This window comes from Rhodanobacter fulvus Jip2, from assembly GCF_000264315.1.
GTDB classification, from domain to species: domain Bacteria; phylum Pseudomonadota; class Gammaproteobacteria; order Xanthomonadales; family Rhodanobacteraceae; genus Rhodanobacter; species Rhodanobacter fulvus.
Genome location: NZ_AJXU01000037.1, coordinates 47020 through 67875, shown reverse-complemented (window position 1 = coordinate 67875; position 20856 = coordinate 47020). Strand labels below are relative to the sequence as shown.

The 20856-nt window shown below is 67.2% G+C and carries 18 protein-coding genes; 4 read left to right on the top strand and 14 right to left on the bottom strand.

The window, feature by feature from the left end; all coding sequences use genetic code 11:
• Window positions 1–88: 88 nt before the first annotated feature.
• Window positions 89–1771, top strand: a complete 1683-nt coding sequence (gene ligB / locus UU9_RS09695) for an NAD-dependent DNA ligase LigB (protein WP_007081572.1) — start codon at window positions 89–91, stop codon at window positions 1769–1771.
• A gap of 27 nt (window positions 1772–1798) precedes the next feature.
• Here ligB and UU9_RS09690 read toward each other — a convergent pair whose 3' ends face one another.
• The 3 genes from UU9_RS09690 to dinG form a co-directional block, all read right to left on the bottom strand.
• Entirely contained in the window at window positions 1799–2200 is a 402-nt protein-coding gene (locus tag UU9_RS09690; RefSeq protein WP_007081571.1) for a YchJ family protein, read from the bottom strand.
• A 78-nt stretch (window positions 2201–2278) separates the two neighbouring features.
• Complete coding sequence (locus UU9_RS09685; RefSeq protein ID WP_007081570.1) at window positions 2279–2476, bottom strand: hypothetical protein; 198 nt, start codon at window positions 2474–2476, stop codon at window positions 2279–2281.
• A 223-nt stretch (window positions 2477–2699) separates the two neighbouring features.
• Window positions 2700–4817 carry an ATP-dependent DNA helicase DinG gene (dinG, locus tag UU9_RS09680; RefSeq protein ID WP_007081569.1) on the bottom strand — a complete coding sequence of 706 codons (2118 nt, stop codon included), beginning with the start codon at window positions 4815–4817 and terminating at the stop codon, window positions 2700–2702.
• A gap of 274 nt (window positions 4818–5091) precedes the next feature.
• Between dinG and UU9_RS09675 the strand changes: the two genes are divergently transcribed.
• Together UU9_RS09675 and UU9_RS17915 are read left to right on the top strand one after the other, a co-directional pair.
• Window positions 5092–7995: a bifunctional diguanylate cyclase/phosphodiesterase gene (locus tag UU9_RS09675; protein ID WP_237710264.1), complete on the top strand. Its 2904-nt coding sequence runs from the start codon at window positions 5092–5094 to the stop codon at window positions 7993–7995.
• Window positions 7996–8063: 68 nt separating this feature from the next.
• Complete coding sequence (locus tag UU9_RS17915; protein ID WP_156804252.1) at window positions 8064–8231, top strand: hypothetical protein; 168 nt, start codon at window positions 8064–8066, stop codon at window positions 8229–8231.
• 60 nt (window positions 8232–8291) lie between these two features.
• Here the strand turns inward: UU9_RS17915 and UU9_RS09670 are convergent, their stop codons facing one another.
• The 10 genes from UU9_RS09670 to UU9_RS09625 form a co-directional block, all read right to left on the bottom strand.
• Window positions 8292–8945: a DsbA family oxidoreductase gene (locus tag UU9_RS09670; RefSeq protein WP_007081567.1), complete on the bottom strand. Its 654-nt coding sequence runs from the start codon at window positions 8943–8945 to the stop codon at window positions 8292–8294.
• A 193-nt stretch (window positions 8946–9138) separates the two neighbouring features.
• Window positions 9139–10482, bottom strand: coding sequence for a type II toxin-antitoxin system HipA family toxin (locus UU9_RS09665; protein WP_050982431.1), 1344 nt, complete (start codon window positions 10480–10482; stop codon window positions 9139–9141).
• A gap of 32 nt (window positions 10483–10514) precedes the next feature.
• Window positions 10515–10772, bottom strand: coding sequence for a helix-turn-helix domain-containing protein (locus UU9_RS09660; RefSeq protein WP_007081565.1), 258 nt, complete (start codon window positions 10770–10772; stop codon window positions 10515–10517).
• Window positions 10773–10848: 76 nt separating this feature from the next.
• Window positions 10849–12489 (bottom strand): NAD(P)/FAD-dependent oxidoreductase, encoded by a 1641-nt coding sequence (locus UU9_RS09655; protein WP_007081564.1) that lies wholly within the window; start codon window positions 12487–12489, stop codon window positions 10849–10851.
• 166 nt (window positions 12490–12655) lie between these two features.
• The gene (locus UU9_RS09650; RefSeq protein WP_007081563.1) at window positions 12656–13162 is read right to left on the bottom strand and encodes a DUF1993 domain-containing protein; all 507 of its coding nucleotides are present in this window, start codon (window positions 13160–13162) and stop codon (window positions 12656–12658) included.
• The gene (locus UU9_RS09645; protein WP_007081562.1) at window positions 13159–14430 is read right to left on the bottom strand and encodes a TCR/Tet family MFS transporter; all 1272 of its coding nucleotides are present in this window, start codon (window positions 14428–14430) and stop codon (window positions 13159–13161) included. The genes UU9_RS09650 and UU9_RS09645 overlap by 4 nt, the downstream gene beginning before the upstream one ends.
• Window positions 14431–14653: 223 nt before the next feature.
• Window positions 14654–14995 carry an EF-hand domain-containing protein gene (locus UU9_RS09640; protein ID WP_007081561.1) on the bottom strand — a complete coding sequence of 114 codons (342 nt, stop codon included), beginning with the start codon at window positions 14993–14995 and terminating at the stop codon, window positions 14654–14656.
• A gap of 46 nt (window positions 14996–15041) precedes the next feature.
• A complete protein-coding gene (locus UU9_RS09635; RefSeq protein WP_007081560.1) occupies window positions 15042–16235 on the bottom strand; it encodes a GGDEF domain-containing protein in 1194 nt (397 codons plus the stop codon).
• Window positions 16236–16301: 66 nt separating this feature from the next.
• Window positions 16302–16904 carry a GTP cyclohydrolase I FolE gene (gene folE, locus UU9_RS09630; protein ID WP_007081559.1) on the bottom strand — a complete coding sequence of 201 codons (603 nt, stop codon included), beginning with the start codon at window positions 16902–16904 and terminating at the stop codon, window positions 16302–16304.
• A 99-nt stretch (window positions 16905–17003) separates the two neighbouring features.
• Entirely contained in the window at window positions 17004–18449 is a 1446-nt protein-coding gene (locus UU9_RS09625; RefSeq protein ID WP_007081558.1) for a DNA recombination protein RmuC, read from the bottom strand.
• Window positions 18450–18572: 123 nt separating this feature from the next.
• Between UU9_RS09625 and UU9_RS09620 the strand changes: the two genes are divergently transcribed.
• On the top strand, window positions 18573–19766 hold the full coding sequence (locus UU9_RS09620; protein ID WP_007081557.1) for an NAD(P)/FAD-dependent oxidoreductase: 1194 nt from the start codon (window positions 18573–18575) through the stop codon (window positions 19764–19766).
• A 7-nt stretch (window positions 19767–19773) separates the two neighbouring features.
• Here the strand turns inward: UU9_RS09620 and UU9_RS09615 are convergent, their stop codons facing one another.
• Window positions 19774–20844: a DNA topoisomerase IB gene (locus UU9_RS09615; RefSeq protein WP_007081556.1), complete on the bottom strand. Its 1071-nt coding sequence runs from the start codon at window positions 20842–20844 to the stop codon at window positions 19774–19776.
• Window positions 20845–20856: the final 12 nt, after the last annotated feature.

Below are 20856 nucleotides of genomic sequence, written 5' to 3'. Positions count from 1 at the left end.
CGACTACGGCTGGTGAAGTCATGGGCCGCTACTACGCAACCCGGCTTGCCCATCACGCTGTGGTGACGATCACGACGCGGAACGCATCATGCGCAAGCGATGGCTGTGGCTGGGGCTGCCGGTTTTTCTGGTGGCCACGATGGCGGGGGCGACCTGTCCGCCGTGGACCGAGGCGCAGGCCCGGCAGGAACTCGACGCGCTGCACGACCGGCTGGATGGCTGGAACCATGCCTATCGCGTGACCGGTCAATCGCCGGTCGACGACGCGGTGTACGACCAGGCGCTGCAGCGGTTCGACCGCTGGCGCGCCTGCTTTCCCGAGCAGGCACCCGCGCCCCTCGCGCATCTCGCCGATGCAAGCGGCGCGGTCACCGCGCCGGTGGCGCAGACGGGGCTGGCGAAATTGCCCGATGCCGCCGCGGTGACGGCGTGGATGCGGGCGCGCGGCAGCGATCTGTGGGTGCAGCCCAAGGCGGATGGGGTGGCCGTCACCTTGCTGTATCGCGATGGCGAGCTGCGCCAGGCGACCAGCCGCGGCGATGGCCTGCATGGATCGGACTGGACCGCCAAGGCCTTGCGGATCGACGCGATCCCGCAGCACCTGCCCAACGCGCCGCCACGGGTGGTGTTGCAGGGCGAACTCTACTGGCGCCTGCCCAGCCATGTGCAGGCGCGCGATGGTGGCGTCAACGCACGTTCGGCGGTGGCCGGCGCCATGGCGCGCGATACGCTGGACGCCGCCACCGCGGCGCACATCGGCCTGTTCGTATGGGACTGGCCCAACGGCCCGGCCGACATGTCTTCGCGGCTGGCCGGCCTGCGTGCGATGGGCCTGGCGGACAGCGCGGATTACACCCGGCCGGTGAGCACGCTTGCCGATGTCGAACGCTGGCGCCGGCAGTGGTACCGGCACTCGATGCAGTTTGCGGCCGATGGCACCGTGCTGCGCCAGGGCCGACGACCGGCGGCCTCGACCTGGCGCGCCGAACCGCCAGCGTGGGCCGTGGCGTGGAAATATCCCGCCGCGCAGGCGTTGGCGGAAGTGCGCGCGGTGACCTTCACCGTCGGTCGCAGCGGTCGCATCACGCCGGTGCTGGAGCTGGAGCCGGTGCAACTGGACGATCATCGCGTGCAACGGGTCAGCGTGGGTTCGCTGCGGCGCTGGCAGCAGCTGGATATTCGTCCCGGCGATCAGGTGGAAGTGGCGCTGGCCGGGCTGACCATTCCGCGGCTGCAGTCGGTGGCGTGGCGGGCGCAGCAACGCCAGCCGGTGACGCCGCCCGATCCGGCGCAGCATGATTTCCTCAGTTGCTGGCGATGGGTGCCGGGCTGCGAGCAGCAGTTCCGGGCGCGGCTGGTCTGGCTGTCCGGCAAATCCGGATTGCAGCTGGACGGCCTCGGTCCCGATACCTGGCAAGCCCTGATCGACGCCGGCCTGGTGCACGGGCTGCTCGACTGGATGGATCTCACGGCCGCGCAGTTGGCGGCCGTGCCCGGGCTCGGCGATGCGCGTGCCGATGCGCTGCTGCACGCGTTCGCCGCCGCCCGGGCGCAACCCTTCAAGCGCTGGCTGCACGCGCTGGGCATGCCTGCCAGCGGCGCCGTCGCGCTGACTGACTGGCGCAGTCTGGCGGCGCGCAACAACGATCAATGGCAAGCCGGCGGAGGCATCGGTCCGGGGCGGGCGCAACACCTGGTGGCGTTCTTCCGGCATGCCGACGTGCGTGCGCTGGCGGTACATCTGCGTGCGCTGGGCGTGGCCGGCTTCTGAAGAAAGCCGCCGCGTCGGTGCGGGTCGTCAGGCCTTGATTTCGCCGTCGCGATAGAACCAGCGATCGTTTTCGCGCACGAAACGACTGGTTTCGTGCTGGCGTTGCGCACGACCGCCACCGAGCCGGTAGCGGGCTACAAATTCGACGATGGCGTGATCGTTGTCGATCACCTGATGCCTGCGGATATCCAGCCCCAGCCAGGTAGGTGCGGGTTGCTGGGCGGACAACCGCAATGACGCCGGTCGCGTGTCGGCGTGCCAGCTGGCCAGCAGGTAATCCTCGCGCAACAACACGTACGCGCTGTAGCGCGAGCGCATCAACTGCTCGGCCGATTCGGCCGGCTTGCCGTCATGCAGCGGCCCACAGCAAGCGGCGTAGCCGGCGTCGTTGCCGCACGGGCACGGCGTCATGGTGTCGATGGATTTCATGCCGCACTTGTACCCGGTTTGGCGGCATTGTGCAGGTCGCCCGATCGACCCGCGCGGGCATGGAAGGCCGGATCGCCCTCAGACCGGACGCCCACGCAGCACGCGCGCCGGCAGCATCAGCAGCGCACCGAGGAAGGAAAACACCGCCGTCACGGTAATGCCGACCAGTCGCAGCGGCAGCAACAGCAACCACACGATCGGATACAACACCAGCGCCAGCAGTGCCAGCGGCCAGCAGAACACCAACAGCAACAACCAGAGCAGGAAACCGGCCATGTCGCATTCCTCGCGGATCGAAGGATGCCGTCACTCTAACGCAGGGTCATCATGCGGCGTAGATGACTCCTGGCACCTTCGGGGAGAAGCAAGGCGCGGTGCTTGGCTTCTCCCCCTGCTTGCAGGGGGAGATTGAGAGGGGTTGTGCGGGGGACGGGAGGGCAGGATCAAGAGCGACCCCTCCCCAACCCTCCCCTGCGTTGCAGGGGAGGGAGCGAACGCGTCAGCCGCGTTCGATCACCCGGCGGAACGGTGGCAGCGCCTTCAGCATGCCGCTGCCGTAGCGCTTGGTGACCACGCGCCGGTCCAGCAGCACGATGCGGCCCTGGTCGGTCTCGGCGCGGATCAGGCGGCCGCAATACTGGGTGAGCAGTCGCGTGGCCTCGGGAATGCTGACTTCGATGAACGGGTTGCGGCCGCGCGATTCCAGCCACTCGGCGTAGGTGGCACCCACCGGGTCGGTGGGCACGGCGAACGGCAGCTGGGTGATAACCACGGTCTCGCACAGCTTGCCGGGGAGATCCAGGCCTTCGCCGAACGAGGCCAGTCCGAACAATGTGCTGCCCTTGCCGGCTTCGATGTCGGCGCAGTGCTCGGCGACCAGTTGCGACTTGCCCAGCGAGCCTTGCGCGCGCACCTTGCGCACCATCGCGATCGGCAGCTTCTGCAGCACGCGGTCCAGTTTCACCCGCGAGGTGAACAGCACCAGGTTGCCCGCATCCCAGTCGAGGTGTTCGGCCAGCCATTCGCTGATTTCCTCGGCGTGCGCCTCGCGTGCGTCGGGCAGCGTGCGCATCATCGGCACTTCCAGCCGCGCTTGTGCGGCCAGGTCGAACGGCGACGGCAGGCTCACCGTCACCGCGTCGCCGGGCAGCCCCACCGCGTCGGCAAAGCCGCGAAAATTGCCGCCTGCGCTCAGCGTGGCCGAGGTCATCACCACGCCGCTGGCGTTGCCCCACAGCACGCTGCGCAGCAGGCCGCCGGCGGAGACGGCGGAGGCGTGGCAGACCAGTTGCTGATCGCCGCCCAGGGTGACCCAACGCGCCATCGGCGGGGCGTCGTCGGCATCGGCAGTCGCCCAGGCGCGCCAGCAGCGGGCCTGTTTGTCGACCCGCTCCAGCGCGATGCCCAGCTCACGCGACAGCGCTTCCTGGGTGGGGCCGCCGTCGGTCATTTCCACCACCGCGCGGCGCACGGCGGCCAGCCAGCGCTGCACTTCGTTGGTATACGCGCTGAGCGCCTGCGCGTGCGCCACCCAGGCGTCCGGCAGCTGGCCCAGCGAGCCGCGGTACATCGGCTCGGTCTCGGAGGGGTCGGGCAGCCAGCCGAGGCGGATCTCCTTCTCCAGTTCCTCCAGCGTGTTGCTTAGCTCCTGCAGCTTCTCGTCGCCCTTGTCCAGGCTGAGCTTGCCCAGGGTTTCCTTGTCGGTCAGCGAATAGGCCGCGTGCACCTGCCGACCGAGCCGGCTCAACTGGCGCACGGTGACATTCATGTACACCTCGGCGGCACCGCGATCGATCGCCTTGCCCGGCACGTGGTGGCCCTCGTCGAAGATGTACAGCGTCTCGTCCGGCCGCGGCAGGATCACGCCGCCCCATGCCGGGTCGCCGTTGCCGGCGCTCTCGCCCGGCATGGTCAGATCCGCCAGCACCAGATCCTGGTTGGCCACGATGATCTCGGCGTCTTCCGCCGCACGCCGCGCGGTGAAGAACGGGCAGTTCATGAAGTGCGCGCACTTGCGGTTGGTGCAGCCGCCGGCGCTGGTGGTGAGCATCGGGCGCAACAGGTCGCTGACCGGCTCGGGGGCGCTGTCCATGTCGCCATTCCATTCGCGGCTCTCGAACGCGGCGCCGAGCTTGGCCAGCGCCTGCTTGTCACGTGGCTGCGGCGGTTTGGTCCACAACACCAGGTCGGCATCGAAACCGGCCAGGCCCATCTGCGCGGTGTCGTTGATGCTGTTGGCGGCCAGCGCCAGGTTGCGCGGGCACAGATAGCGGCCGCGGCCCTTGGCCAGCGCCACTTTCGCCTCGATGCCGTTGAGCTGCAGATACAGCGGGATATCGCGGTCGACCAGTTGCTCCTGCAGCGCCACGGTGGCGGTGGCGATCAGCAGTTTCTTTTTCTGGAAGCGCGCCACTTCCACGCCGGCGATCAGGTAGGCCATCGACTTGCCGGTGCCGGTGGGCGCCTCGATCACCGCCACGCCGCCGGCCTGGCCGAACGCCTTGGCCACCTCGGCGATCATCCGCCCCTGCGAGGCGCGCGCGCGGAAGCCGGGCAGGCCGTCTTTCAGGCGCGCATAGGCGGCGCGGATGGCATCTTTGGTGGTGTCGGCAAGCATGCGTGGTGAACCTGTGACGCTGGAAGGGCATCGCCGCGGCCGATGATGGCAGGCGCGGATGATGCCGCGGGCACCGGCCGTGCGCGCGGTGCAAGCAGCACAGTTTATATCGGTATTGCGCCGGCGCCCGCTTGCGGGCACGCTCATGCGGCGCGCGAGGGAGCGATGCGCGACAATAAGCCGTCGGCGGCCAACAGGCGTTGGCGGGCCGCGATTGGGGAACCTCAGAATGATGCAGGCGGGTGCTGTGCGATCGACGCCGTCAGAAGGCTCTTTGCAGCTGATATGGCTGGCGCGCCTCGCCGCTGCGCACACGCCCGACGAAGTCGGCGTGACGATTGCCTCGCTGGCGCAGGCCCAACCCGGTTGCGAGAAGGCGTTCGTGGTGTGGGGGCTGGGTGATCCCGCCAACCATTACAGCGCGCCGCCATGCTGGATCGATTCTTCCGACTGGCCCTGGTTGCAGGACGCCGCACGCGCCAGTTCGGCGCGCCCGCACCCGCAACAGAACCGCGTGGCCCTGCGCATCTGCCAACGACCCGAGCCGGTGCTGCTGGTGCTGACGATTGCGGAAGGTCACGACGGCAGCGCGCTGCTGGAGGATCTGGCTGCGCCGCTGCAACTGGCCGGCCAGCACCTGCGCCGGGCGCTGGAATGGTTCGAGCTGCAGGATTCCCACCGCCAGCTGGCGCGCTCGGAAACCCTGCAACGCGCGCTGTTCGCCATATCCGACCTGGCCGGTTCCGACCGCGACATGCCGGATATGCTCAGCGACATCCACGGCATCGTCAGCACGCTGATGTACGCGGAAAACTTCTGCATCGTGATGTACCACCCTGCCAACGACACCATCCGCTTCCTGTATTTCGTGGATGTGGAGGAGCCCGCCGTACCCGGCGATGGCCAGGACCTGCCGTTGAGCGCCATCGAGCACACGCTCACCTGGTACGTGATCCGCGACGGCAAGGCGCGCATGGGCAACACCCGCGAGCTGCGCAGCCAGGTATCCGGCCCGATGAATCTGCAAGGCCCGGAAAGCTACGACTGGCTCGGCGTGCCGATGCTGCGCGACGGCCAGTTGGGCGGCGCCCTGGTCGTGCACAACTACCAGCAAGGCCTGGGTTTCACCAACGAGGACCTGGCCCTGCTGGAGTTCGTCGGCAGCCACATCCTCACCGCGCTGGAGCGCAAGCAATCCAAGGCCGATCTCGAACAGCGCGTGCAGCTGCGCACGCTGGAACTGGCCGAGGCCAATCGCGGCCTGCAACTGGAGATCGTCGAACGCCAGCGCGCCGAGCACCTGCAGGCGGCGCTGTTCCAGATCGCGCAGCTGGCGACCGCCGACATCGGCCAGGACGAGTTCTATCGCCGCGTGCATGCGGTGGTCGACGACTTGCTCAACGCCAAGAATTTCTACATCGCACTGGTTTCCGACGACGGCAAGCGGCTGATGTTTCCGTACTCGGTGGATGCGACCAAGCCGCGACAGGAGGAGCGCCCGCTGGGCCGCGGCCTCAGCGAATACGTGCTGCGCCACGGCAAGGCGCTGCTGGCCGACAAGGCCGACATCCGCAAGCTCGTGCGCAACGGCGAAGCGTCGTCGGTGCAATCTGGCGCCAAGGCGACCTGCTGGCTGGGCGTGCCACTGATCGTGGGTGACGAGGCGATCGGCGTGGTCACCGTGCAGAGTTATTCGCGCGATGTCGTCTACGACCAGGCGGATCAGGAACTGCTCAGCTTCGTCGCCACCCAGATCGCCAGCAGCCTGATGCGGCGGCGCTCGGCCGAATCGCTGCGGCGCGCCTACGAGGAACTGGAGCAGCGCGTCGAGGAGCGCACGCTGGCGCTGCGCAAGGAGATCATCGAGCGCGAGCGGGTGCAGGATCAGCTCAAGCATCAGGTCATGCACGACCTGCTCACCGGCCTGCCCAATCGCGGCTATCTGCGCGACCGCATGGATCGCGTGCTGGCCGCCATCCGGCGCGAGCCCGCGCGCCGCTGCGCCTTGCTCTACCTGGACGTCGATCGCTTCAAGATCATCAACGACAGCCTCGGCCACCTGGCCGGCGACGAAGTGCTGAAAGAGGTGTCCAACCGCCTCGCCAACTGCGTGCGTTACCCCGACCTGGTGGCGCGGTTGTCCGGCGACGAGTTCGCCATCCTGGTGGAAGAGGTGGAGAAACCCGCCGATGCCATGATGGTGGCGCAGCGCGTGCTGGACGCCTTGAGTGCATCGATGATGATCGCCGGCAAGGAGCTGCAGACTACCGCCAGCGTGGGCATCGCCATCGGCGACGGACAGTACAGCGCCGCCGACGAGATGCTGCGCGACGCCGACATCGCGCTGTACCGGGCCAAGGCGCTGGGCCGCAAGCGCTATGCGTTGTTCGACGAAACGCTGGCCAGGAACGTGATCGACGTGCTGGCGATGGAGGGCGAGTTGCGCCAGGCGCTGGCGCAGGATCAGTTCGAACCGTACTTCCAGCCGATCTGCCACCTCGATGGCGGCAAGGTGGTCGGTTACGAGGCGCTGATCCGCTGGAACCATCCGCAACGCGGCGTGCTGCGCCCCGCCGACTTCCTCAAGATCGCCGAGGACAGCGGCCTGATCGAAGCGATCGACTGGCGCATGTTCGAGTTGAGCTGCACTCATCTGATGCGCGACGGCGCGGCCGACACCTTCATGACGATCAACGTGTCGGCGCTGCACCTGCGCCATGCCGATTTCGACGAGCGGCTGATCGCCCTGCTGGAACGCACCGGCCTGCCACCCGCGCGGTTGATCGCCGAGGTCACCGAAGGCGCGTTGCTGGACAACCCCGAACGCGTGCGCGCCACGCTGGAACGCTTGCGCGCTGCCGGCGTCGGCGCCGCACTGGACGATTTCGGCACCGGCTACTCATCGCTGAGCTACCTGCATTCGCTGCCGCTGCGGATGCTGAAGATCGACCGCGCCTTCGTGCACGAGCTGGACAAGGGCGCCAACACCAACAGCACCACGGTGGTCGCGGCGATCCTGGCGCTGTCGCGCGCACTGGGCATCGAGGTGATCGCCGAAGGCATCGAAACCGACGTGCAATACGGCGCGTTGCAGGCGATGGGCTGCGAGCTGGGGCAGGGCTACCTGATGGGTTATCCCTCGCCCATCGCGCACTGGCTGGCGTCCGAGAGCGCCTGACGCCCGCGCGGCATCACGAATCCGTCAGCAGCGGCGGCCTAATCTGGCGAAAAACCCGGAGAAGCGCCATGACCCGTCCACCCGCTGACCGCAAGCACGGCACCGGCGACCGCAACGAGGGCGACGTCGCCAAGCATGACGAGAAGCTGCAGGATCGCCGCGACGACAAAAAGGAAGAAGGCGCCCGGGAAGTAAAGCGCCAGTCGCATCACGACATGGGCATCGAGCATCCCTGAAACGGTGGACGACCGCTCACCTGCGCGGTGGCGCGAAAACATCCGCGACGTGCGCGGTAATCAGGCGGCGGCGACGATCTGACGCAGCGCCTGCTCGAAGGCCTCGGGCGGTTGCCCGCCGGAAATCAGGTGCTGGCCGTTGACGATCGTGGCCGGCACCGAACGGATGCCGCGTGACTGGAAGAACTGTTCCTGCGCGCGCACGTCGTCGGCGTATTCATCGCCGGCGAGAATCTGCCGCGCACGCTCCGCATCAAGCCCCGCTTCAACGGCCAGCCGCAGCAGCGTGTCGTGCGCGCTGACGTCCTCGCCATCGGTGAAATACGCGCGCAGCAGGATCTTTTTCAACGCGATCTGCCGGCCTTCGAGCTCCGCCCAATGCAGCAGCCGGTGCGCATCGAACGTGTTGTAGACGCGGCTGCGCCGGTCCATGTTGAAGGTGAACCCCAGCGCGGCGCCGCGCTCGCGGATCATCGCGCGGTTCGCGTCGATCTGCCCGGCCGAACTGCCGTACTTGCGCACCAGATGCTCGGTGGAATCCTCGCCTTCGGGAGCCATCTGCGGATTCAACTCGAACGGCTGGAAGTGGATTTCGGCGGCCACCTCGCCATCGAGCTTCGCCAGCGCCTGCTGCAAGGACGCCAGCCCGATCGCACACCACGGGCAGGAAACGTCGGAGACGAAATCGATGCGGACGGAGGCGGGAGCGGTCATGGTCTTTCTGCCAGTGGAGTGAACAGACACGAGATTGGGGATGGGGCTGGCAGCTTCAAGGCGTTGCAGCGATGCCCATTGCAGGGGTCGCGGCGAATCAGGCATCGCCCATTGCACGGCGCCGAGCAGGCTTTGCGACGATCTTCATGGCAACCACAGGCGTGTGTGCGTGCGGCCTTGGGCGAGGGGCAGCTCAACGTTTGCCGATCGACGTTGCTGATCGACGATCAGGCTCTCTTGCCAGCCGTTTGACGGTATCGGTCATGCCGCTTGCCACACGGTCGAACAGCTCCGCAGGGAAATCCTGCGGCAAGCGCTTTGCAATGGCATCAAGTGCCTGCGGAGTGCGGTCGATGAGGTCCTCGAGCATCGCCGAAATACGATCGCCGAGACCCAGGCTTTCGGCCATGCCGACCCAATGCCAGCGATGGATGTCGTGAATCAGGTAGTGACGGTTGCCGCCTTCCACCGCCATCGCCAGTCGCGCCTTGCGCGCATCCATGCGGTTTGCGCCGCGGCCCTGGATGGGCCAGGTGGACAGGATGTCGTACAGGGGCGTGCGTCGATAGCGCCCGCCGGCGAGCAGGGTGAGGCTGAAATTCTTGGCGTGGCCGTCGGTGGCGCCCATGATCCAGAACACTATTTGCGTCCGGAAGAAGTTTTCGCGGTCTGTGTCGGCGTTTTCGGAACCGCGCAGGACATCCATGATCTGACGAATACCCGGACCGCCGTCGCTTTCGTACTTGCGGTTCGGCGGCAATCCGGTGACCTGGCAGAAATCCTCCTGCGGAATGCGCAACCAATGGCCATCGCGTGCGCGAACGCGATCGAAGCGCTCGACGATCAGGGCCGTCTGGTCTTCGAAACGGCCAATTTCAGCATGGGCAACGGGCAGGCCGTATCCGCGCACCAAGGCCATGCAAAGCCATTCCAGTTCGACCGACATGCGCATGTCAGCCTGCACATTGCCGACCAATCCCAGGGGCAATTTGAAAATGTGGGTGGATGGCGTGGCGCCGTGCGGAATACACCAGCGTCCGCGATGCCGCAGCAATGCGGTCTTTTCCTGCGCACCGGCAATCGACAGGCGAAACGCGTCGTCGTCGACCGTCTGGCCCGGGTATCGGGACAGCGTGGTGTTGCGCAATACGTCCGCGACCCCCGCTTCATTAAGCGACGTGGCCTCGATGCGACGGATGTCGCCCGGGTCCATTCCTGCGGGCAGCAACTGGATGGCGCCGACGCAGTCGCGGCCAATCGCGGCCAGCAGGTCGAAGGGGGCGGTGGAGCGCGCGCCATGGCGATCGCGCAAGCGTTGCAGGATGCGCTCGTTGTCCGGAATCAGGTTCTCGAAGTAGGCGGCGACCTTGTCGCCGCGCAAGACTGATATGTCATTGCTGCGTCCATGGGCGTGTCCGAACGGCAACGACAGTGACAACGGGCGTCCTGCTTCGGACTGGATCCAGCGGGCGTCGTAGGTCAGCCGATCGGCGACACCCCTGGAGCGCTCCCAGGCTCCGACGTACTGGCCGTTCATCCACAGGTCCAGGGCCAGCGAGCGCGGCGTGGTTACCACTCCGGCGCGCCTGCGTCGCGCAAGTTCATCGTGGGTTTGTCCTGCAGAAGCAGTTCGAGTCCCAGGACCTGGCATAGCCGGTGGATCCGGTCGAACGAGACCCGGGCGGCATTGTTCTCCAGCTTGGATACGGCCTGGGTGCTGATGCCGAGTTGCCGCGCGATGTCGGTTTGGGTCAGACCGCGACTCAGTCGGGCACTACGCAGAATGTCGCCCAACTGAGTGGGGAGAAGGATGGGCGTCGAATGCATGAACTCAACCTATAGGTTGATATGATGATATTCAACTTACAGGTTTAAATGAGGCATTTCAACCCTCGTGTTGAAGTTACGCGGACAAGCCCCGCGCCGCGATATCCCGCGCCACCGCCTCGGCCACCTTGATCCCGTCCACGGCGGCGGAAAGAATGCCGCCGGCGTAGCCGGCGCCTTCACCGGCGGGATACAGGCCGCGGGTGTTGAGGCTTTGCAGGCTGTCGTTGTCGCGCTCGATGCGCACGGGCGAGGAGGTGCGCGTTTCCACACCGGTGAGGATGGCGTCGGGCATCGCGTAGCCGCGGATCTGCCGTTCGAACGCGGGCAGCGCTTCGCGGATGGCGGCGATGGCGTAGTCGGGCAGCGCGCTGTCCAGGCTGCCCAGCGTCACGCCCGGCTGGTACGACGGTTGCACGTCGCCGAAGTCGCGCGAGGCGCAGCCGGCGAGGAAATCGCCCACGAGTTGCGCGGGCGCACTGTAGTTTTCGCCGCCCAGGAAATAGGCGTGACTTTCCAGTGCGCGTTGCAGCGCGATCCCGGCCAGCGGACCTTCGCCGTACGGCGCGAAATCGGCAGGCTCGATGCCCACGACCACCGCGGCGTTCGCGTTGCGCTCATTGCGCGAGTACTGGCTCATGCCGTTGGTGACCACGCGGCCGGGTTCGCTGGTGGCGGCGACCACGGTGCCCCCGGGGCACATGCAGAAACTGTAGACCGAGCGCCCGCCTTTGCCGTGATGCACCAGCTTGTAATCGGCCGCGCCGAGCATCGGATGGCCGGCCTGCGGCCCGAAGCGGGCGCGGTCGATCACCGACTGCGGATGCTCGATGCGAAAGCCGATCGAAAAGGGTTTGGCTTCGAGATACACACCGCGCGCATGCAGCATCTCGAAGGTATCGCGCGCGCTGTGGCCCAGCGCCAGCACCACGTGATCGGCGCGGATCTGCTCGCCGCTGGCCAGGGTGACGCCACGGACCTGCTGCTGCCCATCCGCTGCCGGCTCCAGCAGCAGATCATCCACGCGCTGGCTGAAACGGATTTCGCCGCCCAGCGATTCGATCGTGGCGCGCATGTTTTCCACCATCGACACCAGCCGGAAGGTGCCGATGTGCGGCTTGCTGACGTAGAGGATTTCCTCCGGCGCGCCGGCCTTGACGAATTCGGTGAGCACCTTGCGACCGTGGTGCAGTGGGTCGCGGATCTGGCTGTGCAGCTTGCCGTCGGAAAACGTGCCCGCACCGCCCTCGCCGAACTGCACGTTGGATTCCGGATGCAATTGGCGCTTGCGCCACAGGTCCCAGGTGTCCCTGGTGCGCTCGCGTACTTCCTTGCCGCGATCGAGGATGATCGGGCGAAAGCCCATCTGCGCCAGGATCAATCCGGCAAACAGGCCGCAGGGGCCGAAGCCGATCACCAGCGGGCGGTGCTCGATGCGCGGGGGCGCCTTGGCCACGAAGTGGTAGCCGGTGTCGGGCGTGGGGCGTACATGCGTATCGTCGGCGAAGCGTTGCAGCAGCTCGGCCTCGCGTGGCGTGTCGATATCCAGCGCGTAGATCAGCACGATCGCGCCGCGTTTACGCGCGTCGTAGCTGCGTTTGGCGACGGCGTAGCCGGCCAGTTCGGCAGCATCCAGGTGCAGGCGCTTGCGGATAGCTGCCACGAGGTCCGCCTCGCTGTGATCCAGCGGCAGCTTGAGGTCGGTCAGTCGCAGCATGGGCCAGCAGTCCGCAGGTGAAAGTCGGTGTGCGGATTTTCGCAGATATCACCGGTGGGAGCGGCTTCAGCCGCAATGCCATTGCTTTTGGGCTGCGAAGCAAGAGCATCGCGACTGAAGTCGCTCCCACAGATAACTGCCCTACCGGAGCAGTCAGGGTTGTTTGTCACGCCTGGCCGACGAAATCCGCCTTGCCGATCTCGGTGCCCGCCTCGCGCAGGATGTTGTACGCGGTGGTGCAGTGGAAAAAGACGTTCGGGATCAGGAAGTGCAGCAGGTACGCCTGGCCTTCGAAATTCAGTTCGCCACTGCGCATTTTCAGGTGGATGGCGCGGGTTTCGCTGCCGTCGATCTGCTCGGGCGTGAAGCTCTTGATGTAATCGGTGGCGCGCGCGATGCGGTCGTACGCCTGGGCCAGCGTGGTTTCGTTGTCCTCGAAGCTCTGCGGTTCCACGCCGGCCAGTCGGGCCATGCCGCGGGTCGCCATGTCGCAGGCGATCTGCACCTGCTTGATCAGCGGCAGCATGTCGATGATCAGTCGCGTCTGCAGCAGGGCTTCGTCGGTGACGTTCTTCGCCTTGGCGTGGGCCTCGCCCTTTTTCAGCACGTGGGTGAGGTTGCCCAGGGCGCGGATGAAGACGGGGGCGGAGGCTTGGTACATGGACAGGGTCATGGTTGTTCCCGGGGTTCGTGAAGAAGGGGAGCGGTCACCGCCGGCGGTGGATGCCGGGTGACGCGGGCGGCAATCACCAGGCCCACCAGCATCAGCGTGGCCGAAAGCACAAAGGCTACACCGGGCAGATGGATCGACGCGGACGGCGCGATCGACAGCGCAAAAACCTGCGCGAAAAGATACGGCCCGAAGATGCCCGCAAAACTGCCCAGGCTGCCGATCGCGCCTTGCAAGCGGCCTTGTTCGGAGGGCTCCACGTGCTGGGTCATGATCGACTGGATCGGCGGCATCGCCAGCCCCCACAGCGCCAGCAGCGGAATGCCGAACAGGAACATGCTGCCGCTGTCAGCCACACCCATCACCAGGAACGCGCCGACGCCGAACGCCATGCCGGCCAGCAATACGCGGCGCTCGCCGAAGCGCGGCGCCAGCTTGCCGGTCAGCACCGCCTGCACGAAACCGTCGCAGGCGCCCACCAGCATCAGCACATAGCCCACCGCCTGCGGACCCCAGCTGTAGCGGTAATCCGCGTACAGCACGAACACCGTCTGCAACACGTAATGCGCCAGGTAAACCAGAAACAGCACCACCGCCAGCCCGAACACCTGCGGCTGGCGACGCAGCAGCTTCAGCGCGCCGAACGGGTGCGCGCTGTGCAGTTCGATGCGCGCGGTGCGACGTTCCTTCGGCAGCGACTCCGGCAGGATGAAACAGCCGTACAGGAAGTTGCACAACGCCAGCGCGGCCGCCACCCAGAACGGCAGCCGCAACGCGATGCCGCCCAGAAAGCCACCCAGCCCGGGCCCGATGATGAAGCCCAGCCCGAACGCGCTGCCCAGGATGCCGAACGCGGCCGCGCGCTTCTCCCTGGGCGTAATGTCCGCGATATACGCATTGGCGGTGCTGAAGCTGGCCGCCGTCATGCCCAGCAGGATGCGCGCCACGAACAGCAGCCACAGCGTGGGCGCCAGCGCCAGCACCACGAAATCCACCGCCAGGCCCAGGTTGGACATGAGGATCACCGGCCGCCGTCCGAAGCGGTCCGACAACGCGCCCTGCACCGGCGAAAACACGAACTGCACGACTGCGAACACGGTGCTGAAAATGCCCACCCACCACGCCGCCTTGGCGATGCCGCCACCGGCCAGCTGTTCGATCAGGTGCGGCAACACCGGGATGATGATGCCGAACGCCAGCATGTCCAGCAGCACGGTGACGTAGATGAAGGCCAGCGCGGCGCGGTGGCGAGGGGCGGTCGGCAGGCTCATGGGGTGGCGCAGGAAAAGAAGCGCACGATAGCGGAATCATCGCGGCATGGCGCACTCGTGTTTCGCAGGGCGAGGTTGCCGCGGCTTCGCGCCTGTGGGAACGGCTTCAGCCGCGATGCTCCGGGCTTTGTCGCCCGGAAGCCAAAGAGCATCGCGGCTGAAGCCGCTCCCACAGAACGGGCGCAGCCAATGTCCCACCACGGACGTTTCCGCTGTCCGGCGGCTAGCGCGGCGGTTGGGCCAGTTCCTTCGCGCTCAGCGAACCGTCGCCGTTGCGATCCAGCCGATGGAACTGCGCACCCAGGTCGGCCTGGAACGCCGCCAGGCTGCGTGGCGTGTGGCGCGGGCCGGGGGGCAGCTCGCCGGCATCGAGCAGGTTGTCGCCATTGCGGTCCATGCGGCGGAAGCCGGCGCTCAGGTAATCCACGTATTCCGCCTCGCTGATGCGGCCGTCGCCATTCGCATCGATCATGGCCAGGTAGCCGGACGGCGTGGCGGGATAATCGCGCCCGTGGACAGCGCCGGCGCAGCAGAGGGAAAGCAGCAGGATCAGCGGTAGGCGCATCGGCGCATTGGATCAGGTTGGTCGTGCGCTTGCCAGACCGATGCCATCAGCCGGCATCGGTGACATTCGCCACGGTTCGCATGGCGTCCAGCGTGGCCACCCGATTGCGGCCGGCGCTTTTGGCCGCGTAAAGCGCGCGGTCGGCACGCCGAACCAGGGTGCCGGGGCTTTTGTCCTCCGCCTGCCGCACGGCGGCACCGATCGACACCGTGACCCGCTGCGGCTCGCCATCCAGCATCACCTGGATGGTGGACACCGCCGTGCGCAGCCGCTCGGCCAGCATCAGCGCGTCGTCGATGCCGGTGTCGGGCAGCAGCACCAGAAACTCCTCGCCGCCCACGCGGCCCAGCACGTCGCCCTCGCGCAGGCAGCGGCCGATACCGCGGGCCAGCGTGGCCAGCATGCGATCACCGCCGGCGTGGCCGAAGCGGTCGTTGATCGCCTTGAAATGATCCACGTCGATCATCAGTACGGCGCCGGAATGCGGCGTGGTCCGCTGGAAAAGCTCCTGCGCCATTTCGTCCAGCGCAAACCGGTTGAGCATGCCGGTGAGCGCATCGGTACGCGCCAGGCGCCGCAATTCTGTCTGCGCGAGTTCGTTGTACATCAGCAGGAATCCGACGCTGGCGAACACCGGCTCCATCGCGCTGTAGATCATCTGCGCGATATTGCCCGGCGTGGCGGCCAGCAGGCCCGGTGTCGGCACGTCGCCGAATACCAGTTCGCACACGCGGAAAAACCAGCCCGCCGCTGCACCCACCAGCACCAGCAGCATCACCCGCTGCGCGGTCGATCCGCCCCGTCGCAGCGCATGCCGCAGCGGCCACAACAACAACAGCAGGAAGCCGCCCAGCGACACGGTCGCGATATACACCCGCATCGGATAATCCGGCTGCACCTGGGCGAACCACACGATGCCGAGCCAGCCGCCGATGCCGATGGCCGCCAGCAGGCCGCGTCGCGGCGGCACGCCCAGCAGCAGGCGCAACGCCCGCGCCGTCTCGGCGTAGGAGATCATCAATACGCCGTTGGCCAGCACGATCGACAGCCAGTCGCTGATCTGGTTGCGCGCACCCATCAGCGCCCAGCCCAGCGCCTGCAACACCAGCACCGTGCCCCAGATGCGCAGGCTCTGGCGCGCCACGCCGGTATAGGCGCGGGTGGCGGCAAGCAGCAAAGGCGCCAGCAGCAAGGCCTGCAGCGCGCCGACCAGGCTCAGGGTGACCAGATCAATGTGCACGGTGGGGAGGGCAGGGCGGCCGTCGTTACAGCCGATGGCTCCTCATCGGCCGGCGCCGGAAAATCTTCAGTGATGACCGCCCTGCAGGCCGATGAACTGCAGAAACTCCATGCGCGTGCGGGCGTCGTCGCGAAACGAGCCCAGCATCTGGCTGGTCACCATCGACACGCCGCGCTTGTGCACACCGCGGGTGGTCATGCATTCGTGGCTGGCGTCGATCACCACCGCCACGCCGGCCGGCTGCAGGGTTTCCTGGATGCAGTGGGCGATTTGCGCGGTGAGCTTCTCCTGCACCTGCAGCCGCCGCGCAAAACCATCCACCACGCGCGCCAGCTTGCTGATGCCGACCACGCGATTGGTCGGCATGTAGCCCACGTGAGCGCGGCCGATGATCGGCGCCAAGTGATGCTCGCAGTGGCTTTCGAACTGGATATCGCGCAACACCACCATCTGGTCGTAACCGCCCACCTCCTCGAAGGTGCGCAGAAGGAATTCAGCCGGGTCGGATTCGTAGCCGGAAAACCAGTCGCGGTAGGCCTTGGCCACGCGCTTGGGCGTGTCGATCAGGCCTTCCCGCGCCGGATCGTCGCCGGCCCAGCGCAGCAGTGTGCGGACGGCCTCTTCGGCCTGCTCGCGGGTGACATCGGGTTGGTTGGCGTGGTCGCTCATGCCGGATCCTTGGGTGATCGAGCGAGCAGTTTACCCGCATGCGGGCTGGGTCTGGCCGTGGTGCACCCGCCGTCCGCCGCAGAAGGCGCTACCTGCCCCTCAATCGTCGCCCGCTTCCTCGGTGCCATCGTTCAAGGCCGGCATGTCTTCCAGCAACGCCTCGCCGGCGCCGCCGGACAACGATTCCACGTCGCGCAGCTTGCGTTCGATGGCACGGGTGCGCTGGCCGGCGCTGTCGATGCTGTTGCGGGCCGCGTCGAGTTGTTTGCGGGTCTTGTCCAGCACCGTGCCGAACTTGCCGAATTCGTTCTTCACCGCGCCCAGGATTTTCCATACCTCGCTGGAGCGCTTGGCGATGGCCAGGGTGCGGAAGCCCATCTGCAGGCTGTTGAGCAGGGCGCTCAGGGTGGTGGGGCCGGCGACGGTGACGCGGTGGTCGCGTTGCAGGTTTTCGAACAGGCCGGGACGGCGGATCACTTCGGCGTAGAGGCCTTCGGTGGGCAGGTACAGCACGGCGAAATCGGTGGTGTGCGGCGGCGCCACGTATTTGCTGTGGATGCGCTTGGCTTCCTCGCGCACGCAGAGCTCCAGCGCGCGGCCGGCCGCCAGCGCGGCGTCGGCGTCGGACGCTTCCTGCGCGTCGAGCAAACGCTGGTAATCCTCCACCGGGAATTTCGCGTCGATCGGCAAATAGACGTGGTCGCCCTCGTCCTGGCCCGGCATGCGGATGGCGAACTCCACCCGGTCGTTGCTGCCCGGCACGGTGATTACGTTGGAGGCGTATTGCTCGGCGGTGAGCATGTCTTCCAGCAGTGCGCCCAGTTGCACTTCGCCGAAGATGCCGCGTTTCTTCACGTTGGTCAGCACGCGCTTGAGATCACCGACGCCGGTGGCCAGGTTCTGCATTTCGCCCAGGCCGCGTTGCACCGCTTCGAGGCGTTCGGACACCAGCTTGAACGATTCGCCCAGCCGGGTTTCCAGCGTGGCGTGCAGTTTTTCATCCACGGTGGCACGCATCTGCTCCAGCTTGGCGGCGTTGTCCTGCTGGATCGCGCCGAGCTTGGCTTCCAGCGTGGCGCGCATCTCGCCCATGCGCTTTTCGTTGTCGGCGGTGAGCGCGGCCAGCCGTTGCTGTTGCTGCTCGCCCAGCCGGTTGAGCGTGGCGGCGACTTCCTCGCGGCCCTTGCGGGCGTCGTCGATCAGCCGCTGGGTCAATGATTGCAGGCCGTTGTCGGTGCGTTCGGTGAGCTGGGTCAGGCGCTGGGCGAAGCTTTCGATGCGCTCGGCCTGCTGTTGCGAGGCGTTGCCGAGCTGCTCGCCCAGATGGCCGCGAAAGCGGTCGAAGCCCTGCTGCAGTTCCTCGCGGCCGGCGCGTTGCTCCTCGCGCAGGGTGCGTTCTACGCGGGCGCTGTCGTCTTTCAGCGCGTCGAGCTTGGCGCCGAGGCCGGGATCGCCGCGGCCGCGCAGCAGCGCCACCACCTGAAGCAACAGCACGGCGGCGACCAGCACGACGAGGAGAATCAGCAGGATCTGGATGAGCGGCATGGAACGTTTTCCCGGGTTGATGCATCCAGTGTACGTCGCGCCGTCTCACCAGCTGCGTCGGGCTTGCCGCTTCGCCGCCGTCACATAGGCGCATCATGGGCTGACGTCAGCCAGGAGAACATCATGGAATACGTACACGATTACCTGATCATCGGCGGCGGCATGGCGGCCGACGCGGCGGCCAAGGCCATTGCCGAGGTCGAGCGCGGCGCGAACATCGGCATCGTGGGCGACGACCCCTCGCCGCCGTACCAGCGCCCGCCGCTGAGCAAGGCGTTGTGGAAGGGCGACAAGTCGCCGGCGGACATCGACCTGGCCACGGCGAAGACGGGGGCGAGCTTCCACCTGGGCCGGCGCATCGTCTCGCTGGACCGCGAGGCCCACGTGGCACGCGACGCGCAGGGGGATACGTATCGCTATCGCCGCCTGCTGCTGGCCACGGGCGCCACGCCGCGCAGGCTGGGATTCGATGGCGGCGAGCGGCTGATCCATTACCGCACCCTGGCGGATTACGAGGCGTTGCGCCGGTTTGCGAAACCCGGCGCGCATATCGCGGTGATCGGTGGCGGTTTCATCGGCAGCGAACTGGCCGCGTCGCTTTGCGGCATCGGCTGCAAGGTGACGATGCTGTTCCCCGGCAAGTCGATCGGCGCGGGTCGTTACCCGGACGGCTTGTGCGCCTATCTCGATGCCTACTATCGCGAGCACGGCGTCGCATTGCGTGCCGACACCAAGGTGACCGGCGGCCGTGCCGTCGACGGCGGGGTGGAGCTGGAGCTGCCCGCGGGAGAAACGCTGCGCGTGGACGCGGTGGTGGCGGGCATCGGCGTGACGCCGGATACGGCCCTGGCCGAGCAGGCCGGCCTGGCCGTCGACAACGGCATCGTGGTGGACGCGCAGTTGCGCAGCAGCGACGCGGACATCTGGGCCGCCGGCGACGTGGCCAATTTCCACAGCGTGGCGCTGGACCGGCGCCTGCGGGTGGAGCACGAGGACGCGGCCATCGGCATGGGCCGGCACGCCGGCCGCGCCATGGCTGGTGTCGCCGAGGACTATGTCACGCAGCCGTTCTTCTACTCGGATCTGTTCGACCTGGGCTACGAGGCGGTGGGCCTGCTCGACACCCGCTTGCAGGTGGTCGAGGACTGGCGCGAGCCCAACCGCGAGGGCGTGATCTATTACCTCGATGGCGGCCGTGTGCGCGGCGTGCTGCTGTGGAACGTGTGGGACCAGGTCGACGCCGCTCGCGCCTTGCTGGCCGAGCCCGGCCCGTTCGACGCGGCGAGTTTGCGCGGGCGGTTGCCGGCAGCGGGCTAGGCGTAGTTCATCCGCCGCGACGGGCAAGCCGCAGCTGCCGGCGCAGATAGCGCAGCGTGTGTTGTTCCAGCTGGCGCGGATGGGCCGCCACGGCGGGCGCGATGGCCCGTTGCAGGCTGCCGTCCTGCCAGCCCTGCAGGATCAGCGGGTGGATGTAGGAGGCGCGGCACACCGCCGGCGTATTGCCGAGGATCGCCGCCACTTCCTTGATCGCCGCGGCCAGCGCGCTGCGTATCGCACGCTCCCCGCCGGTCTCCGGCAGCGGCGTGCGCGCCAGCACACCGGCCGCGTTCACGGTGCCGCCCCAGGTGCGGAAGTCCTTGGCACTGAAGTCCTCGCCGCAAGCCTCATGCAGGTACTCGTTCACCTCGCCCGAATCGATCGGCTGCCGTTGGCCGTCGTCGTCCAGGTACTGGAACAGGCGCTGGCCGGGCAATTGCTGCACGCGGCGCACGATGCGCGCCAGGCGGCGGTCGCTCAATTCCACTTCCTGCTCCTGGCCGCTCTTGCCCCGAAACGCGAAACGCAGGCGGCCGCGTTCGGCACGCACGTGGCGCGAGCGCAGGGTGGTCAGCCCGTAGCTCTTGTTGTCGCGTGCATAGCCTTCGTTGCCGATGCGGATCAGGGTGTCGTCGAGCAGGCGCACGACCAGGGCCAGCACCTTTTCGCGCGGCAGGCCGGGGCGGGCCAGATCGCGGCGAACACGTCGCCGCAGCGCCGGCAGTGCGGCACCGAAGGCCAGCACCCGATCGAACTTGCCGTGGTCGCGCAGCGCCCGCCATTGCGCGTGGTAGCGGTATTGCTTGCGCTGGCGTGCATCGCGGCCGGTGGCCTGCAGGTGGCCGCGCGGGTTGGCGCAGATCCACACGTCGGCATACGCCGGTGGAATGGCCAATGCGCGGATGCGTTGCAGAGGTTCCTTGTCGCGGATACAGCGGCCATCGGCGTCGCGATAACTGAAGCCCTTGCCGCAACGTTGCCGGCGGATGCCGGGTTGATCGTCGTGGACGTAGACGAGGCCGGCGGCGCGCACTTCGCGGCGCAGGGCGGGGTCGATGTCATCGGGAGAGCTGGCCATGCGCGGATGGTG

Excerpts from the sequence above, each read along its gene's own strand:
- ligB (WP_007081572.1), top strand. The coding sequence starts at position 89 with ATGCGCAAGCGATGGCTGTGGCTGGGGCTGCCGGTTTTTCTGGTGGCC.
- UU9_RS09690 (WP_007081571.1), bottom strand. The coding sequence starts at position 2,200 with ATGAAATCCATCGACACCATGACGCCGTGCCCGTGCGGCAACGACGCC.
- UU9_RS09685 (WP_007081570.1), bottom strand. The coding sequence starts at position 2,476 with ATGGCCGGTTTCCTGCTCTGGTTGTTGCTGTTGGTGTTCTGCTGGCCG.
- dinG (WP_007081569.1), bottom strand. The coding sequence starts at position 4,817 with ATGCTTGCCGACACCACCAAAGATGCCATCCGCGCCGCCTATGCGCGC.
- UU9_RS17915 (WP_156804252.1), top strand. The coding sequence starts at position 8,064 with ATGACCCGTCCACCCGCTGACCGCAAGCACGGCACCGGCGACCGCAAC.
- UU9_RS09670 (WP_007081567.1), bottom strand. The coding sequence starts at position 8,945 with ATGACCGCTCCCGCCTCCGTCCGCATCGATTTCGTCTCCGACGTTTCC.
- UU9_RS09665 (WP_050982431.1), bottom strand. The coding sequence starts at position 10,482 with ATGAACGGCCAGTACGTCGGAGCCTGGGAGCGCTCCAGGGGTGTCGCC.
- UU9_RS09660 (WP_007081565.1), bottom strand. The coding sequence starts at position 10,772 with ATGCATTCGACGCCCATCCTTCTCCCCACTCAGTTGGGCGACATTCTG.
- UU9_RS09655 (WP_007081564.1), bottom strand. The coding sequence starts at position 12,489 with ATGCTGCGACTGACCGACCTCAAGCTGCCGCTGGATCACAGCGAGGCG.
- UU9_RS09650 (WP_007081563.1), bottom strand. The coding sequence starts at position 13,162 with ATGACCCTGTCCATGTACCAAGCCTCCGCCCCCGTCTTCATCCGCGCC.
- UU9_RS09645 (WP_007081562.1), bottom strand. The coding sequence starts at position 14,430 with ATGAGCCTGCCGACCGCCCCTCGCCACCGCGCCGCGCTGGCCTTCATC.
- UU9_RS09640 (WP_007081561.1), bottom strand. The coding sequence starts at position 14,995 with ATGCGCCTACCGCTGATCCTGCTGCTTTCCCTCTGCTGCGCCGGCGCT.
- folE (WP_007081559.1), bottom strand. The coding sequence starts at position 16,904 with ATGAGCGACCACGCCAACCAACCCGATGTCACCCGCGAGCAGGCCGAA.
- UU9_RS09625 (WP_007081558.1), bottom strand. The coding sequence starts at position 18,449 with ATGCCGCTCATCCAGATCCTGCTGATTCTCCTCGTCGTGCTGGTCGCC.
- UU9_RS09620 (WP_007081557.1), top strand. The coding sequence starts at position 18,573 with ATGGAATACGTACACGATTACCTGATCATCGGCGGCGGCATGGCGGCC.
- UU9_RS09615 (WP_007081556.1), bottom strand. The coding sequence starts at position 20,844 with ATGGCCAGCTCTCCCGATGACATCGACCCCGCCCTGCGCCGCGAAGTG.